Origin of the sequence: Burkholderia sp. ABCPW 11 (genome assembly GCF_001523445.1) — a bacterium.
GTDB lineage: Bacteria > Pseudomonadota > Gammaproteobacteria > Burkholderiales > Burkholderiaceae > Burkholderia.
On record NZ_LOVM01000093.1, the window covers coordinates 57,356 to 73,695 of the forward strand.

Here is a 16,340-nt window from a genome sequence, read left to right on the forward strand (position 1 = left end):
ACGGCGTCAGTCTTCGCGGCGCAGGTGCGGGAACAGCAGCACGTCGCGAATCGTCGGGCTGTCGGTCAGCAGCATCACGAGACGGTCGATGCCGATCCCGCAGCCGCCCGTCGGAGGCATCCCGTATTCGAGCGCGCGGATGTAGTCGGCGTCGAAGAACATCGCTTCCTCGTCGCCCGCATCCTTTTGCTCGACCTGCTTCTTGAAGCGCGCGGCCTGGTCTTCCGGGTCGTTCAGCTCCGAGAAGCCGTTCGCGATCTCGCGGCCGGTCATGAACAGCTCGAAACGCTCGGTGATGCCCGGCACCGTATCCGATGCGCGCGCGAGCGGCGACACCTCGACCGGGTAGTCGATGATGAACGTCGGTTCCCACAGCTGCGCCTCGGCCGTTTCCTCGAACAGCGCGAGCTGCAACGCGCCGATGCCTGCGTTCAGGAACGCCGGCTGCGACACGTCGACGCCCAGGCGCTTCAGTTCGGTACGCAGGAACGCGTCGTCCGACAGTTGGCCGTCGGTGTAGTTCGATGCGTACTTCTGGATTGCCTGAGTGATCGTCAGGCGATGGAACGGCTTCGCGAGGTCGAGCTCGCGGCCCTGGTACTGGATCGTCGCGGTGCCGAGCGCATCGATCGCCGCCTGGCGGATCAGTTGCTCGGTGAAGTCCATCAGCCAGCGGTAGTCGGTGTACGCGGCGTAGAACTCCATCATCGTGAATTCCGGGTTGTGACGCGGCGACACGCCTTCATTCCGGAAATTGCGGTTGATCTCGAACACGCGCTCGAAGCCGCCGACGATCAGGCGCTTCAGGTACAGCTCCGGCGCGATGCGCAGGAACATCTGCATGTCGAGCGCATTGTGATGCGTGACGAACGGCTTCGCGGCCGCGCCGCCCGGGATCGGGTGCAGCATCGGCGTCTCGACTTCCATGAAGTCGGCGTTGTCCATGAACTTGCGGATCGACGCGATCGTCTTCGTGCGGGCGCGGAACGTGTCGCGCGTTTCCGGCGTGACGATCAGGTCGACGTAGCGCTGGCGGTAGCGCATTTCCTGGTCGGACAGGCCGTGGAACTTGTCCGGCAGCGGCCGCAGCGCCTTCGCCAGCAGGCGCAGCTCCTTGCACTGGACCGACAGCTCGCCCTTGTTGGTGCGGAACAGCACGCCGCGCGCGGCGACGATGTCGCCGAGGTCCCACTTCTTGAACGCGTCGTAGGTGTCGGCGCCGACGTCGTTCGGCGTCACGAAGAACTGGATCTGGCCCGACCCGTCCTGCACCGTCGCGAAACTCGCCTTGCCCATCACCCGCTTGAGCATCATGCGGCCGGCCACCGACACCTCGACCGGGTTCGCTTCGAGCGCGGCCTTGTCCGAATCGGCGAATTTGGCTTGCAGTTCGGCTGCGTGGTGCTCGGGCCGGAAGTCGTTCGGATAGGCGACGCCTTGCTCGCGCAACGCGCGCAGCTTCTCGCGGCGCTCGGCGATGATCTGGTTGTCGTCCGCCGTGACGGCGGGCTGCATTTGGGTCGATTCGGTCATGATGGTCGGAATTCGGAGTGGGGTGCGGCAACGCGAACGGAAAGGGCGGCGCGGGCAGGCCGCGCCGCGGCGCTTACACGCCCTGTTTCAGGCTCGCGCTGATGAAGTCGTCGAGGTCGCCGTCGAGCACCGCCCGCGTGTTGCTCATTTCGACGTTCGTGCGCAGGTCCTTCACGCGGCTCTGGTCGAGCACGTACGAGCGGATCTGGTGGCCCCAGCCCACATCGGTCTTGCTCGATTCGAGCTTGTCCTGCTCGGCCTGGCGCTTGCGCATTTCGACTTCGTACAGGCGCGACTTCAGCATCGCCATCGCTTCGGCGCGGTTGCGGTGCTGCGAGCGGTCGTTCTGGCACTGCACGACGATACCCGTCGGCATGTGCGTGATCCGCACCGCCGAGTCGGTCTTGTTGATGTGCTGGCCGCCCGCGCCCGAGGCGCGGTACGTGTCGATGCGCAGGTCCGCCGGGTTGATCTCGACTTCGATCGAGTCGTCGATTTCCGGATAGACGAATACCGACGAGAACGACGTGTGGCGGCCGCCCGACGAGTCGAACGGCGACTTGCGCACGAGGCGGTGGATGCCCGTTTCGGTACGCAGGAAGCCGTATGCGTATTCGCCCGTGACCTTGACCGTCGCGTTCTTGATGCCGGCGACGTCGCCGTCGGATTCTTCGAGGACTTCGGCCTTGAAGCCCTTGCGTTCGCAGTAGCGCAGGTACTGGCGCAGCAGCATCGACGCCCAGTCGCATGCCTCGGTGCCGCCGGCGCCGGCCTGGATGTCGATGAAGCAGTTGTTCGGATCGGCCGGGTTCGAGAACATCCGGCGGAACTCGATGTCGCCGACGCGCGCTTCGAGCTTCGCGGCGTCTTCCTCCGACGCGAGCAGCGTATCCTCGTCGCCTTCCTCGCGTGCCAGCTCGAACAGGTCGAGCGCGTCGCGCAGGTCGCTATCGAGCGCGGTGAGCGTCATGACGACGCCTTCGAGCAGCTTCTTCTCGCGGCCGAGCGCCTGGGCGTTCTTCGAATCGTTCCAGACGTTCGGGTCTTCGAGTTCCTTGTTGACTTCGGTCAGACGCGCAGCTTTGGCGTCGTAGTCAAAGATACCCCCGAAGCTCGCCCGCGCGATTGCGCAGGTCGAGCAGGGAGCTTTCGATCGCGTTGAGACGTTCCGCTTCCATGATCGTTCGCTGTTCCGGCTTCGTAAAAAAGCGGAATTATAGCCGATCGGCAGGGTTGCCCGGTGACGCAAACGGTGCCTGCACGCGTGTCGACGGCCCCGTCCGGCGCGGCGCGCACGCGTGCGGCGGCGCGTCGCGGGCCGGGTGGCGTGCTCAGCCGGCCGCGTGTTCGACGATCAACTGGACGCGCGTGACGCCGTTCCACGTATCGGCGACGAGCCGGTACGCGACCAGCGCGCTCGCCGGCAGCGGCTCGGTGTGGTTGAACCAGATCGCATTGAAGCGCTGGCGGCCGCGCGCAAGCTGCAGCTTCAGGTGCTTTTCCTTCACGAGCGACTGCGACACGACGTCGAATTCGCCCGAGAAAAGCGGGGCCGGAAACCCTTGCCCCCAGACGGCCTCGTCGAGCAGGCCGACGAACTGCGGCGTGAAGTACGCGTCCTCGAGTTCGCCGTCGGTCTCGATCACGCGGGCGAGCGCGTCGTCGGACAGCCATTCGCGCGCGACGGCTTCGAACGCGGCCGCGAAGCGCGGCACGTTTTCGGTGTCGAGCGTGAGGCCGGCCGCCATCGCGTGGCCGCCGAACGCGACGATCAGGTCCGGTTCGCGTTTCGAGACGAGGTCGAGCGCGTCGCGCAAGTGGAAGCCCGCGATCGACCGGCCGGACCCCTTGACCCGCTTGCCTTCGTCGTCGGCGTGCGCGAACGTGAACGACGGGCGGTGGAATTTTTCCTTGAGCCGGCCGGCGACGATGCCGATCACGCCCTGGTGCCACTCGGGATTGAACAGCGTGATCGTGCATGCGTCGGCCGGGTCGACGTCGGCGAGATCGGCGAGCGCCTGCTGCTGCATGCCGGCCTCGATTTCGCGGCGCTCGCGGTTCATCGCGTCGAGCTGCTGCGCGAGATCCCACGCGCGGCCGATGTCGTCGGTGATCAGGCATTCGATGCCGAGCGACATGTCGGACAGCCGTCCGGCGGCGTTCAGGCGCGGGCCGAGGCCGAAGCCGAGGTCGAAGCCCGACGCGGTGCGCGCGTCGCGCGCGGCGGCGCGGAACAGCGCGGCGACGCCCGGCTGCATGCGGCCGTTGCGGATGCGCTGCAGCCCCTGCGCGACGAGCACGCGGTTGTTGCCGTCGAGCCGCACGACGTCGGCGACGGTGCCGAGCGCGACGAGGTCGAGCAGGCCGTCGAGGCGCGGCTCGGCTTCCTTGCTCGCGAACGCGCCGCGGCGGCGCAACTCGGCGCGCAGCGCGAGCAGCACGTAGAACATCACGCCGACGCCGGCGAGGTGCTTGCTCGGGAACGCACAGCCCGGCTGGTTCGGGTTGACGATCGCGCGCGCGGCGGGCAGCGCGTCGCCGGGCAGGTGGTGGTCGGTCACGAGCACGTCGATGCCGCGCGCGTTCGCGGCTTCGACGCCGGCGACGCTCGCGATCCCGTTGTCGACGGTGATCAGCAGATCGGGCTTGCGTGCGGCCGCGAGCTCGACGATCTCGGGCGTGAGGCCGTAGCCGTATTCGAAGCGGTTCGGCACCAGGTAGTCGATCTGCGCGCCGAACATCCGCAAGCCGCGCACCGCGACCGCGCAGGCGGTCGCGCCGTCGCAGTCGTAGTCGGCGACGACCAGCAGGCGCCGCTTGTCGGCGATCGCGTCGGCGAGCAGCACCGCCGCATCGGCGCAGCCTTTCAGCTCGGTGGGCGGCACGAGGCGCGCGAGCGCGGTCTCGATGTCCGCGGGCGACTGCACGCCGCGCGACGCGTACAGGCGTGCGAGGACGGGGTGCAGGCCGTGGCGCGCGAGCGCTTCGGCGTCGGCGGGCGCGACGGGGCGGGTAACGATCCGGGTCATACGGGTTGGCGTTGTTATTCGAACAGGGAGGCGAGCGCGCGGCGGCGCCAGAACTTGCGCAGGTCGCCGCGCGTCGCGTGCAGCGTCACGGAGCTCGTGTCGCCGCACAGCGTGAAATCGACGGCTGCCAACTCGCCGTTCTGCAGCGCGGCGAGCGCCGGCGCGAACCAGTCGCGTTCGAGCGTGGCGAGTCCGTCGTGCCAGCGCGCCCAGTCCTGCTCGATGAACGGGGCGGTCAGCGCCGGCAGCTCGACGAGCGTCGCGCCATCGGCGGCCGGCAGCGCGCCGAACGTCGCGGGCGGGCGGCAGGCTTCGATTTGCGCGGCGCGTGCGAGGCCGAGTGCGGCGGGCGACGCGGACAGCACGCGCGAGAACGGCTTGCCGACCGGCTTCAGCGTGCCCTGTGCATGGAACCAGATCGAATTGACGGCCGGCAACCCACGGGCCTCGCGGGCTTCGTTCACCGGATGCTGGAACCACGCCATCTGCACTTCATTCTGCAGTTTCATCCACATCCGCGAGCGCTCGCCCGTATGTGCCTCGTGCGGCAACCAGATCTCGATGTTGCGGCCGCTGGCGCGCAGCGGCGCGGCGCCGGCGAGGCGCGCGAGCTGGTCGCTCGACAGATACCAGCGCGCCGGGTTCGGCGCTTCGAGCCGCACGCCCAACTCCTCGATCAGCGGCCGCGCAACCGCGAGCAGCGCGGCTGCGTCGCCGTCGTCGAGCGCGAGGGCGGCCGGATCGACGAGCACCAGGTGATCGTGCGCGATTTCGACGTGCACGGGCTCGACGCACGCCCATGCGTGCGTGCCGGGATCGCCGCCGTCGGCCAGCAGCATGTAGGGCGCGAGCGGCGCCTCGTCCGCGGCGTTGCCCTGCGTGGCGCCGAACCGGCTTGCCAGCCAGCGCTCGTGCGGCAGCGTGCGCTGGAAGTCCTCGCCGGCCACGCGCTCGACGAGGCTCGCGCGGGCGAGCAACTTCCTGAGCGCGGGACTGTCCAGTGTGTGCAGGGACGAGGCCGCATCGGCCGCCGACGGCAGCGCGAACGGAACGAGAAAATGGAGGCGTCGGTCGTGCATGATGGTGCGCATTGTATGGCAAACTGCGCGCGTGATCGGGCCGGCTGACGGCCCGTTCGCGTCCGGCGACCGTTTTTTTCGATCGCGCCCGGGGCGACCGCCGCCCGATGGCGGTCCGGCCGCGGGCCGCCATCCCCGCCGTAACCAGCAGAAAGGATTCGCTTGAAACTTCCGTACGAATGGCAAATCGGCTGGCGCTACACGCGCGCCGGCAAACGCACGACCGGCAACGGCTTCATTTCCTTCATCGCGCTCGTCTCGATGCTCGGGATCGCGCTCGGCGTCGCGGCGCTGATCGTCGTGCTGTCGGTGATGAACGGCTTCCAGAAGGAAGTGCGCGACCGCATGCTGTCGGTGCTCGCGCACGTCGAGGTGTTCTCGCCGACGGGTTCGATGCCCGACTGGCAACTGACCGCGCAGGAAGCGCGCCGCAATCCGTCGGTGATCGGCGCGGCGCCGTACGTCGACGCGCAGGCGCTGCTCACGCGCCAGGACTCGGTGAGCGGCGTGATGCTGCGCGGCATCGAGCCGGCGCTCGAACCGCAGGTGTCCGACATCGGCAAGGACATGAAGGCCGGCCAGCTCGGCGCGCTCGTGCCCGGCCAGTTCGGCATCGTGCTCGGCGACGCGCTCGCCGGCAACCTCGGCGTGACGGTCGGCGACAAGATCACGCTCGTCGCGCCCGAAGGCTCGATCACGCCGGCCGGCATGATGCCGCGCCTGAAGCAGTTCACGGTCGTCGGCGTGTTCGAATCGGGCCACTACGAATACGACAGCACGCTCGCGATGATCAACATTCGCGACGCCGAGGCGTTGTTCCGGATGAGCGCGCCGACCGGCGTGCGGTTGCGGCTCACCGACATGCAGAAGGCGCCGCAGGTCGCGCTCGAGCTGTCGCGGACGCTGTCGGGCAGCCTGTACATCCGCGACTGGACCCAGCAGAACAAGACGTGGTTCTCGGCCGTGCAGATCGAGAAGCGGATGATGTTCATCATCCTCACGCTGATCATCGCGGTGGCCGCGTTCAACCTCGTGTCGTCGCTCGTGATGACGGTGACCAACAAGCAGGCCGACATCGCGATCCTGCGCACGCTCGGCGCGCAGCCGGGGTCGATCATGAAGATCTTCGTCGTGCAGGGCGTGACGATCGGCTTCGTCGGCACCGCGTCCGGCGTCGCGCTCGGCTGCTTGATCGCATGGAGCATTCCGTGGCTGATCCCGATGATCGAGCACCTGTTCGGCGTGCAGTTCCTGCCGCCGTCGGTGTACTTCATCAGCGAACTGCCGTCCGAACTCGTCGCGAGCGACGTGATCCGGATCGGGCTGATCGCGTTCGCGCTGTCGGCCGTCGCCACGCTCTATCCGAGCTGGCGCGGCGCGAAGGTGAAACCCGCGGAGGCGCTCCGCTATGAATGACCGCGCGACCGCATTCGCGGATTCACGACAACACAACAGACAGGATTCGGCAGGTATGCAGGAATACGTGCTTCAGGCGCGCGGGATCACGAAGGCGTTCGTGCAGGGCGGCTTCAACGTGCAGGTGCTCAACAACACCGAGCTGACGGTGCGGCGCGGCGAGAAGCTCGCGGTCGTCGGCGCGTCGGGCTCCGGCAAGAGCACGCTGCTGCACGTGCTGGGCGGGCTCGACGAGCCGAGCGCCGGCGAGGTGTCGCTGCTCGGCAAGCCGTTCACGCAACTCGCCGAGCGCGAGCGCAACGAGCTGCGCAACCGCGCGCTGGGCTTCGTCTACCAGTTCCATCACTTGCTGCCCGAGTTCACGGCGCTCGACAACGTCGCGATGCCGCTGCGCATCCGCCGGATGACGACCGAGGACGCGCGCGCACAGGCACAGGCGATGCTCGAACGCGTCGGTCTCGGCCCGCGTGCGAAGCACCGGCCGGGCGAGCTGTCGGGCGGCGAGCGGCAGCGTGTCGCGATCGCGCGCGCGCTGGTCACGAAGCCGGCGTGCGTGCTCGCCGACGAGCCGACCGGCAACCTCGACGGCACGACGGCCGACACGGTATTCAACCTGATGCTCGAGCTGTCCGAGACGCTCGAAACGAGTTTCGTGATCGTCACGCACGATCCCGATCTCGCCGCGCGCTGCGACCGCATCATGCGGTTGCGCGACGGGGTGCTGCACGAGGAGCCGGCGCTGCCGGTGTAAGAAGCCACGCGCCTTTGGCCGGCCGCCGGCTCGTCCGGCACGGCGCAACGGCGCAGGACCGCTGCCATGTGGATCGACACGCACTGCCATCTCGATGCCGCCGAGTTCGACGCCGACCGCGACGCGGTCGCGCAGGCTGCGCGCGCGGCCGGCGTGTCGCGCGTCGTGATCCCGAGCATCGGGCGCGACAACTTCACGACGGTGCGCGAACTCGCGCATCGCACACCGGGCGCGGTGTACGCGCTCGGCATCCATCCGATGTATACGCCGCAAGCGCGCGACGCGGATCTCGACCGGCTGCGCATGGAGATCGAGGCGAGCCTCGACGATCCGCGTTTCGTCGCGATCGGCGAGATCGGGCTCGACTATTTCGTGCCGGGCCTCGACGAAGACCGGCAGCAGCTCTTCTACCAGGGCCAGCTCAGGCTGGCGCGGGAATTCGATCTGCCGGTGCTGTGCCACGTGCGCAAGTCGCAGGACCGCGTGCTGGCCGGGCTGCGCCGTTTCGGCGTACGGCGCGGCATCGCGCATGCGTTCAACGGCAGCTTCCAGCAGGCCGACGCGTATCTTGCGCAGGGGCTGCATCTCGGCTTCGGCGGCAACGTGACCTTCACGCGCGCGCGGCAGATCCGCCGGCTCGCCGCCGAATTGCCGCTCGACGCGCTCGTCGTCGAGACCGATGCGCCCGACATCGCGCCCGAATGGGCATACAAATCCCGCAATACGCCCGACCAGGTGCCGCGCATCGGCGGTGTGCTCGCCGAACTGCGCGGGCTCGATGCCGGCGAATTGTCCCTATGCACTTCGGCTAACGCGCTCGCCGCGCTGCCGCGACTCGCACTTTCGTCCGCATAATCGTTGCCGGAAGGCGCCGCATGGGCAGGGGCGGCGCCGGGTCGACGAGGAGGCGGAATGCGCGTGTGGTGGATCGCGTTCGCGCTCGGCGTCGTCGTGCTGCAGCGGCAGGCGGCGTTGCCGGGGGCGATCGCTTGGACGATCGGAGCAGCGGTGCTCGCGGGCTGCGCGGCACTGGGCGCGTGGTGCGTGCGTCGCCGGCGCACGCGTGCGGTCGTCGTATGCGGATGGATGTTGTGCGCGGTCGCGGCTTGCGTCGCGGGATTCGGCTATGCGGCCGCGCGAGCCGAATGGCGGCTGCGCGACAGTCTGCCTGTCGAGTGGGAAGGGCGCGACATCGTCGTCACGGGCGTGATCCGCGGGCTGCCCGTCGTCGACGAGACAGGTGCGCGGCTGCTGTTCGCGGTCGAATCGAACGATGCGGGGCTCACCCGTTTCCCGCCGTTGATCCGGTTGTCGTGGCGCGCGTATGGCGCATCCGCGACACGCGATGCGCTGCCCGATTTGCGTGCGGCCCAGCGCTGGCGTTTCGTCCTACGCCTCAAGCGTCCGCATGCCGAGGCCAATCCCGGCGTGCGCGACAGCGAGGCGGCGTGGCTCGCCGCGGGCATTCGTGCGATCGGCTATGTCAGCGCGCCGCGTCGGGCGGTATTGCTCGATGGGCGCGCATCGGGATGGCGCGCATCGATCGATCGGGTGCGCGACATGCTGCGGGCACGCATCGGCGAGGGGCTCGGCACCGATGCGGCGCATCGCGGCATCGTCGCCGCGCTGGCGATCGGCGACCAGTCGGGTATCGGCGACGACGATTGGCGCGTGCTGCGCAACACGGGCACGAGCCATCTGGTCGCGATTTCAGGTCTCCATGTCGGGCTGGTCGGTGCGCTCGCCGGCTGGCTCGTCTCGATGGTCTGGCGCCGCGTGCACTGGCGCGGACGGGCCGCGACGCTCGTGCTGCCGGCACCGTACGCGGCCGCGCTTGCCGCGCTGGTCGCTGCGGCGGGCTATGCGGCGCTCGCCGGCTTCAACGTGCCGGCGCAGCGCGCGTGGTGGATGATCGCGGCCGGCGGCATCGCGTATCTGGCCGGCCGCAGCGTGCCGACGTCGGCGGTGCTGTGCGTGGCGCTCGGCGGCGTGCTGCTCGCCGACCCGTGGGCCGTGCTGTCGGCCGGGTTCTGGCTGTCGTTCGGTGCGGTCGCGGTGATCCTGCTGGCCGTCGCCGGCTGGCGCGCGGTGCGCGAGGCTGATGAGATCGACGAGATCGACGAAGCGGGCGCGGAAAGCGGCACGGCCGGCTTGCGGAGCCGGTTGCGTGCGTGGGCTATGCGTTGCGGGCGCCGCTTCGCCGAGGCGACGCGCGTGCAGTACGCGGTGACGATCGGGCTCGCGCCGCTCACCGCCGCATGGTTCGCGCAGGTTTCGCTGTCGGGGCCGTTCGGCAATGCGTTCGCGATTCCGTGGGTCAGCTCGGTCGTGACGCCGGTCGTGCTGGCCGGCATCGCGTTGCCGCCGCCGCTCGATGCGGTTGCTTTTCGGCTAGCGCACGCGGCGCTCGCGCCGATGATGACGCTGCTCGGGCACCTGGCCGATTGGCCGGCCGGCGTGTTCTGGCTGCGCATGCCCGACTGGCCGGTGCTGGTGCTGGCATGCGTGGGTGTCGCGTGGGCGCTGATGCCGCGCGGCTGGCCGCTGCGCTGGGCGGCGCCGCTGACGTGGCTGCCGCTCGTCGCGCCGGCGCCGGATGCGCCGCCGGCGGGCGGCTTCCGGCTGACCGTGCTCGACGTCGGGCAGGGCGCGGCGGTACTGGTCGAAACCGCGCGGCGGACCTTGCTGTTCGATGCGGGGCCCGGCGCGGAGTCGTCCCACGCCGGTACGCGGATCGTCGCGCCGGCGTTGCGGGCGCGCGGCATCGCGACGATCGATTCGCTCGTGCTCAGTCATGCGGATGCCGATCATGCGGGCGGCGCAGCGGCCGTTTATGCGGCCGCCGACGTGCGCCAGTTGCTGGCCGGCATTGCGCCGCGGCACCGGCTGTGGCGCGATGCGCAGGCGGCGGGCGTGGCCGATCGGCTGCCGTGCGCGGCCGGGCAGCGGTGGACCTGGGACGGCGTCGTCTTCACGGTGCTGTGGCCGCCGGGCGGGGTGGGCACGGGTTCGTCGAACGGCCAATCGTGTGTGTTGCGCATCGATGCGGGCGGCACGTCGGCACTGCTGACGGGCGACATCGAGGCCGCCGCCGAGCGCCGGCTGGTGGCCGATGCGCGCGACGCGCTGGCCGCGCAGATCCTGGTCGTTCCGCACCACGGCAGCCGCACGTCGTCGGTCGAGCCTTTCCTCGATTCGGTCGGGCCGCGCGTCGCGGTATTTCCTGTAGGCTATCGCAATCGTTTCGGGCATCCGCACCGGACCGTGCTCGCCCGCTACGAGGCGCGCGGGATTCCGCTGCCGCGCACCGATCGCGACGGCGCCGTGCGGTTCGACGTCGCGCCGGCGGGCGCCGGGTTTGCATTCGCGCGCTATCGCGACGAACGGCGCCGGTACTGGATGGACCGGTAAGCGCGGCGAAGGCCGGCATCGGGACGGAAGCTCGGGGCTGGCGTAGCGTGCCGAAGCACGGTTCCGACAGAATACGAAGCATGGGATCGGCGCAAGAGCTGAAGCGCCCACTTCCGTCGGCCGCGAAGCATGGGACGGGAGCACGTGTCGAAGCACCCGCTCCCGTCGACAAAGGAGACATCGGCATTTGAAGGACATCCTCCACTTCTCGCATGCGAACGGCTTCCCGGCGTCGACATACCGGACGATCTTCGCCGAACTGGCCGACGACTACGAGCTGCGCTACATCGAACGGATCGGTCACGACCGCCGCTACCCGGTGACGCGCGACTGGCCGCATCTCGTCGAGCAACTGCTCGACGACATCGGCAGCCGCTACGAGCGCCCGGTCTGGCTCGTCGGCCATTCGCTCGGCGGCTACCTGTCGTTGATGGCCGCGCTGAAGAAGCCGCAGTGGGTGCGCGGCGTCGTGATGATCGATTCGCCGATCATCGCGGGCTGGCGTGCCGGCGCGCTGCGCGCGAGCCAGTGGGCGGGGCTCGACGAGCGGCTGTCGCCGGCCGCGGCCACGCGCAACCGGCGCACGCGCTGGATGAGCCGCGACGAAGTCTGGCGGCACTTTCGCGAGAAGCCCGCGTTCGCGCGCTGGGACGAACGGATGCTCGCCGACTATATCGACCACGGGATCCCGCAGGCCGGCGCCGACGGCGAGCGCGCGCTGGCGTTCGACCGGCAGGTCGAATACCTGATTTACCGGACGCTGCCGCACACGCTCGGCCCGCGGCTCGCGCACGGCGCGCCGGTGCCGCTCGGCTTTCTCGCCGGCACGCGCTCGCGCGAGGTGCGGCAGGTCGGGCTCGACGCGACGCGCCGTGCGACGCGCGGGCGCATCGAATGGATCGAAGGGAGCCACCTGTTCCCGATGGAGCGGCCGATCGAGACCGCCCGCGCATTGCAGCGGATGCTGAATTCGCTGAAGGCGGAAGAGGGCAGCGCTTCGCTGGCCGGTGCGCCGATCGCGAGGCGCGCCTGACGCTTCGTCCGGCGGCAGGAACGCCCGCCGGCGCATGCGCGCGGCGCCGACCGGCCGGCCGGTTCGCACCGGCGCGCACGGTTGGTGCGGCTCGGCACGAAAGGGCGCGATCATCGCGTCAATTGCTGAGAGAAGGGCGGGCTTTACGGTATAATCCGTTTTTCCCGCGAGCATCCAGCGATGACCAAATATGTTTTCGTCACCGGCGGCGTAGTTTCTTCCCTCGGCAAGGGTATTGCCGCCGCCTCTCTCGCCGCGATCCTCGAATCGCGCGGTCTGAAAGTCACCCTCCTCAAACTCGATCCCTACATCAACGTCGACCCCGGCACGATGAGCCCGTTTCAGCACGGCGAAGTATTCGTGACGGAAGACGGAGCGGAGACCGACCTCGACCTCGGCCACTATGAGCGCTTCATCAGCACGAAGATGCACAAGGCCAACAACTTCACGACCGGCCAGATCTACGAATCGGTGATCCGCAAGGAACGCCGCGGCGACTATCTCGGCAAGACCGTGCAGGTGATTCCGCACATCACGAACGAAATCCAGGCGTTCATCGAGCGCGGGGCGGCATCGGCCACCTGCGGCGAGCCGGACGTCGCGATCGTCGAGATCGGCGGCACGGTCGGCGACATCGAATCGCTGCCGTTCCTCGAGGCCGCGCGCCAGATGAGCCTGCGCCTCGGCCGCAACAGCGCGTGCTTCGTGCACCTGACGCTCGTGCCGTACGTCGCGACGGCCGGCGAGCTGAAGACGAAGCCGACCCAGCACAGCGTGCAGAAGCTGCGCGAGATCGGCATCCTGCCGCACGTGCTGCTGTGCCGTGCGGATCGCCGCATTCCCGACGACGAATCGAAGAAGATCTCGATGTTCTCGAACGTGCCCGAAGACGCCGTGATCTCGGTGTGGGACGCCGACAGCATCTACAAGATTCCGCAGATGCTGCACGACCAGGGCCTCGACCGGATCATCTGCGAAGAGCTGAAGCTGTCGCCGAAGGACGCCGACCTGAGCATGTGGTCGACGCTCGTCGAAAAGCTCGAGAACCCGAAGCACGAAGTGACGATCGGCATGGTCGGCAAGTACGTCGACCTGACCGAGTCGTACAAGTCGCTGATCGAGGCGCTGCGCCATGCGTCGATCCACACGTCGACCAAGGTCAACATCGAGTACATCGATTCGGAAGAGCTCGAGGCGAACGGTGTCGACAGCCTGAAGCATCTCGACGCCGTGCTGGTGCCGGGCGGTTTCGGCCGTCGCGGCACGGAAGGCAAGATCGCGGCGGTCCGCTATGCGCGCGAGTCGAAGGTGCCGTACCTCGGCATCTGCCTCGGCATGCAGCTCGCGGTGATCGAATTCGCGCGCGACGTCGTCGGCCTGAAGCAGGCGAACAGCACGGAATTCGATCCGGACACGCCGGAGCGCGTGGTCGCGCTGATCACCGAATGGTACGACCGCGAAGGCAAGGTCGAGACGCGCACCGAAGAATCCGACCTCGGCGGCACGATGCGCCTGGGTTCGCAGCGCTGCCCGATCAAGCCGGGCACGATGGCGGAAGAAATCTACGGCAAGGACGTGAACGAGCGCCATCGCCACCGTTATGAAGTCAATAACCGCTTCGTGCCCCAGCTCGAAGCCGGCGGCCTTATCATCAGCGCCCGTACCCCGAGCGAGGATCTGCCGGAAATGATGGAGCTGCCGCGCTCGATGCACCCGTGGTTCGTCGGCGTCCAGTTCCACCCGGAATTCACGTCCACGCCGCGTGACGGTCATCCGCTGTTCAAGTCGTTCGTCGAAGCCGCGCTCGCCAACAAGCAAGCGCGCGGAGTGCAAGCATGAAGCTGTGCGATTTCGAGGTCGGTCTCGACAAGCCTTTCTTCCTGATCGCGGGTACCTGCGTCGTCGAATCGGAGCAAATGACGATCGACACGGCCGGCCGCCTGAAGGAGATCTGCGAGAAGCTGAACGTTCCGTTCATCTACAAGTCGTCCTACGACAAGGCAAACCGCAGCTCGGGCAAATCGTTTCGCGGCCTCGGAATGGACGAGGGCCTGCGGATCCTGTCCGAGGTGAAGCGCCAGCTCGGCCTGCCGGTGCTGACGGACGTGCATTCGATCGACGAGATCGAGCAGGTCGCGTCGGTCGTCGACGTGCTGCAGACGCCCGCGTTCCTGTGCCGTCAGACCGATTTCATCCATGCATGCGCGCGCTCGGGCAAGCCCGTCAACATCAAGAAGGGCCAGTTCCTCGCGCCGCACGACATGAAGAACGTGATCGACAAGGCGCGCGACGCGGCACGTGAAGCCGGTCTGTCGGAAGACCGTTTCATGGCGTGCGAGCGCGGCGTCTCGTTCGGCTACAACAATCTCGTGTCGGACATGCGTTCGCTCGCGATCATGCGCGAGACGAACGCGCCGGTCGTGTTCGATGCGACCCACTCGGTGCAGTTGCCGGGCGGGCAGGGCACGAGCTCGGGCGGCCAGCGCGAATTCGTGCCGGTGCTCGCACGTGCGGCGGTCGCGACGGGCGTCGCGGGCCTCTTCATGGAAACGCATCCGAATCCGGCCGAGGCGAAGTCGGACGGCCCGAACGCGGTGCCGCTGAACCGGATGGGTGCGTTGCTGGAGACGCTCGTCACGCTCGACCAGACGGTGAAGCGCAGCCCGTTCCTGGAAAACGATTTCAATTAAAGATCGAATGAACCTTGCGACGGCTTTGCGCGTCTGTAGCGAAAGCGGTTCCGGCCCGCACGCCGTCGCAGTTTGAAGAATCCATCGTCATTCTCAGAGGAAACCCATGAGTGCAATCGTAGATATCATCGGCCGCGAGATTCTGGATTCGCGCGGCAACCCCACCGTCGAATGCGACGTGCTGCTCGAATCGGGCACGATGGGCCGCGCGGCGGTGCCGTCGGGCGCGTCCACCGGCTCGCGTGAAGCGATCGAACTGCGCGACGGCGAAGCCGGCCGCTACAACGGCAAGGGCGTGCTGAAGGCGGTCGAGCACATCAACACCGAAATCTCCGAAGCCATCATGGGCCTCGACGCGTCGGAACAGGCGTTCCTCGACAAGACGCTGCTCGAACTGGACGGCACCGACAACAAGTCGCGCCTCGGCGCGAACGCGATGCTGGCCGTGTCGATGGCCGTCGCGAAGGCAGCAGCCGAAGAAGCCGGCCTGCCGCTGTACCGCTACTTCGGCGGCTCGGGCGCGATGCAACTGCCGGTGCCGATGATGAACATCGTCAACGGCGGCGCGCACGCGAACAACAGCCTAGACATCCAGGAATTCATGATCGTCCCGGTCAGCCAGCCGACGTTCCGTGAAGCGCTGCGTTGCGGCGCGGAAGTGTTCCACGCGCTGAAGAAGATCCTGAGCGACCGCGGCATGAGCACGGCCGTCGGCGACGAAGGCGGTTTCGCACCGAACTTCGGCAGCAACGACGAGTGCCTGTCGACGATCCTGCAGGCGATCGAGAAGGCCGGCTACCGTGCGGGCGAAGACGTGCTGCTCGCGCTCGACTGCGCGGCATCCGAGTTCTACCACGACGGCAAATACCAGCTCGCGGGCGAAGGCCTGCAACTGTCGTCGGCCGAATTCACCGACTACCTCGCGACGCTCGCCGACAAGTTCCCGATCGTGTCGATCGAGGACGGCATGCATGAAAGCGACTGGGACGGCTGGAAGCTCTTGACCGACCGCCTCGGCAAGAAGGTGCAACTCGTCGGCGACGACCTGTTCGTCACGAACACGCGCATCCTGAAGGAAGGCATCGAGAAGGGCATCGCAAACTCGATCCTCATCAAGATCAACCAGATCGGTACGCTGACCGAAACGTTCGCGGCGATCGAAATGGCGAAGCGCGCGGGCTACACGGCCGTGATCTCGCACCGCTCGGGCGAAACGGAAGATTCGACGATCGCGGACATCGCGGTCGGCCTGAACGCCGGTCAGATCAAGACGGGTTCGCTGTCGCGCAGCGACCGCATCTCGAAGTACAACCAGTTGCTGCGCATCGAGGAAGATCTCGGCGACATCGCGAGCTACCCGGGCAAATCGGCTTTCTATAACCTGCGCTAACGCGCTAC

12 protein-coding genes are annotated in these 16,340 nt (G+C 68.0%); 8 read left to right on the plus strand and 4 right to left on the minus strand.

Annotation, left to right across the window (positions count from 1 at the left end):
* Positions 1-6: 6 nt before the first annotated feature.
* From lysS to WS61_RS29245, 4 genes are all read right to left on the minus strand, one after another.
* Positions 7-1,533 (minus strand): lysine--tRNA ligase, encoded by a 1,527-nt coding sequence (lysS, locus tag WS61_RS29235; protein WP_059505766.1) that lies wholly within the window; start codon positions 1,531-1,533, stop codon positions 7-9.
* A gap of 73 nt (positions 1,534-1,606) precedes the next feature.
* Positions 1,607-2,711 (minus strand): peptide chain release factor 2 gene (gene prfB, locus WS61_RS34460; protein WP_108041952.1). Its coding sequence is split into 2 segments (ribosomal slippage): positions 1,607-2,629 and positions 2,631-2,711, totalling 1,104 coding nucleotides; the frame shifts between segments, so codons are not numbered across the junction.
* Positions 2,712-2,864: 153 nt separating this feature from the next.
* Positions 2,865-4,562, minus strand: a complete 1,698-nt coding sequence (recJ, locus tag WS61_RS29240; protein WP_059505768.1) for a single-stranded-DNA-specific exonuclease RecJ — start codon at positions 4,560-4,562, stop codon at positions 2,865-2,867.
* 14 nt (positions 4,563-4,576) lie between these two features.
* Positions 4,577-5,653: a hypothetical protein gene (locus WS61_RS29245; protein ID WP_059505770.1), complete on the minus strand. Its 1,077-nt coding sequence runs from the start codon at positions 5,651-5,653 to the stop codon at positions 4,577-4,579.
* 150 nt (positions 5,654-5,803) lie between these two features.
* On the opposite strand from WS61_RS29245, the gene WS61_RS29250 reads away from it, so the two are divergent.
* The 8 genes from WS61_RS29250 to eno all read left to right on the plus strand — a co-directional run bounded on the left by WS61_RS29250 (position 5,804) and on the right by eno (position 16,332).
* The gene (locus WS61_RS29250) at positions 5,804-7,057 is read left to right on the plus strand and encodes a lipoprotein-releasing ABC transporter permease subunit (RefSeq protein ID WP_059505772.1); all 1,254 of its coding nucleotides are present in this window, start codon (positions 5,804-5,806) and stop codon (positions 7,055-7,057) included.
* Positions 7,050-7,808 (plus strand): lipoprotein-releasing ABC transporter ATP-binding protein LolD, encoded by a 759-nt coding sequence (gene lolD / locus WS61_RS29255; RefSeq protein ID WP_077175848.1) that lies wholly within the window; start codon positions 7,050-7,052, stop codon positions 7,806-7,808. Before WS61_RS29250 ends, lolD begins: the two co-directional genes overlap by 8 nt.
* 66 nt (positions 7,809-7,874) lie before the next feature.
* A complete protein-coding gene (locus tag WS61_RS29260) occupies positions 7,875-8,663 on the plus strand; it encodes a TatD family hydrolase (protein ID WP_059505774.1) in 789 nt (262 codons plus the stop codon).
* 57 nt (positions 8,664-8,720) lie between these two features.
* The gene (locus WS61_RS29265) at positions 8,721-11,219 is read left to right on the plus strand and encodes a DNA internalization-related competence protein ComEC/Rec2 (protein ID WP_059505776.1); all 2,499 of its coding nucleotides are present in this window, start codon (positions 8,721-8,723) and stop codon (positions 11,217-11,219) included.
* A 187-nt stretch (positions 11,220-11,406) separates the two neighbouring features.
* Positions 11,407-12,252, plus strand: a complete 846-nt coding sequence (locus tag WS61_RS29270) for an alpha/beta fold hydrolase (RefSeq protein WP_059505778.1) — start codon at positions 11,407-11,409, stop codon at positions 12,250-12,252.
* 180 nt (positions 12,253-12,432) lie between these two features.
* Positions 12,433-14,091 (plus strand): CTP synthase, encoded by a 1,659-nt coding sequence (locus tag WS61_RS29275; protein ID WP_059505780.1) that lies wholly within the window; start codon positions 12,433-12,435, stop codon positions 14,089-14,091.
* Positions 14,088-14,942, plus strand: coding sequence for a 3-deoxy-8-phosphooctulonate synthase (gene kdsA / locus WS61_RS29280; protein WP_059505781.1), 855 nt, complete (start codon positions 14,088-14,090; stop codon positions 14,940-14,942). Before WS61_RS29275 ends, kdsA begins: the two co-directional genes overlap by 4 nt.
* Before the next feature lie 106 nt (positions 14,943-15,048).
* Positions 15,049-16,332 (plus strand): phosphopyruvate hydratase, encoded by a 1,284-nt coding sequence (eno, locus tag WS61_RS29285; protein ID WP_006478406.1) that lies wholly within the window; start codon positions 15,049-15,051, stop codon positions 16,330-16,332.
* The last annotated feature ends 8 nt before the right edge of the window (positions 16,333-16,340 follow it).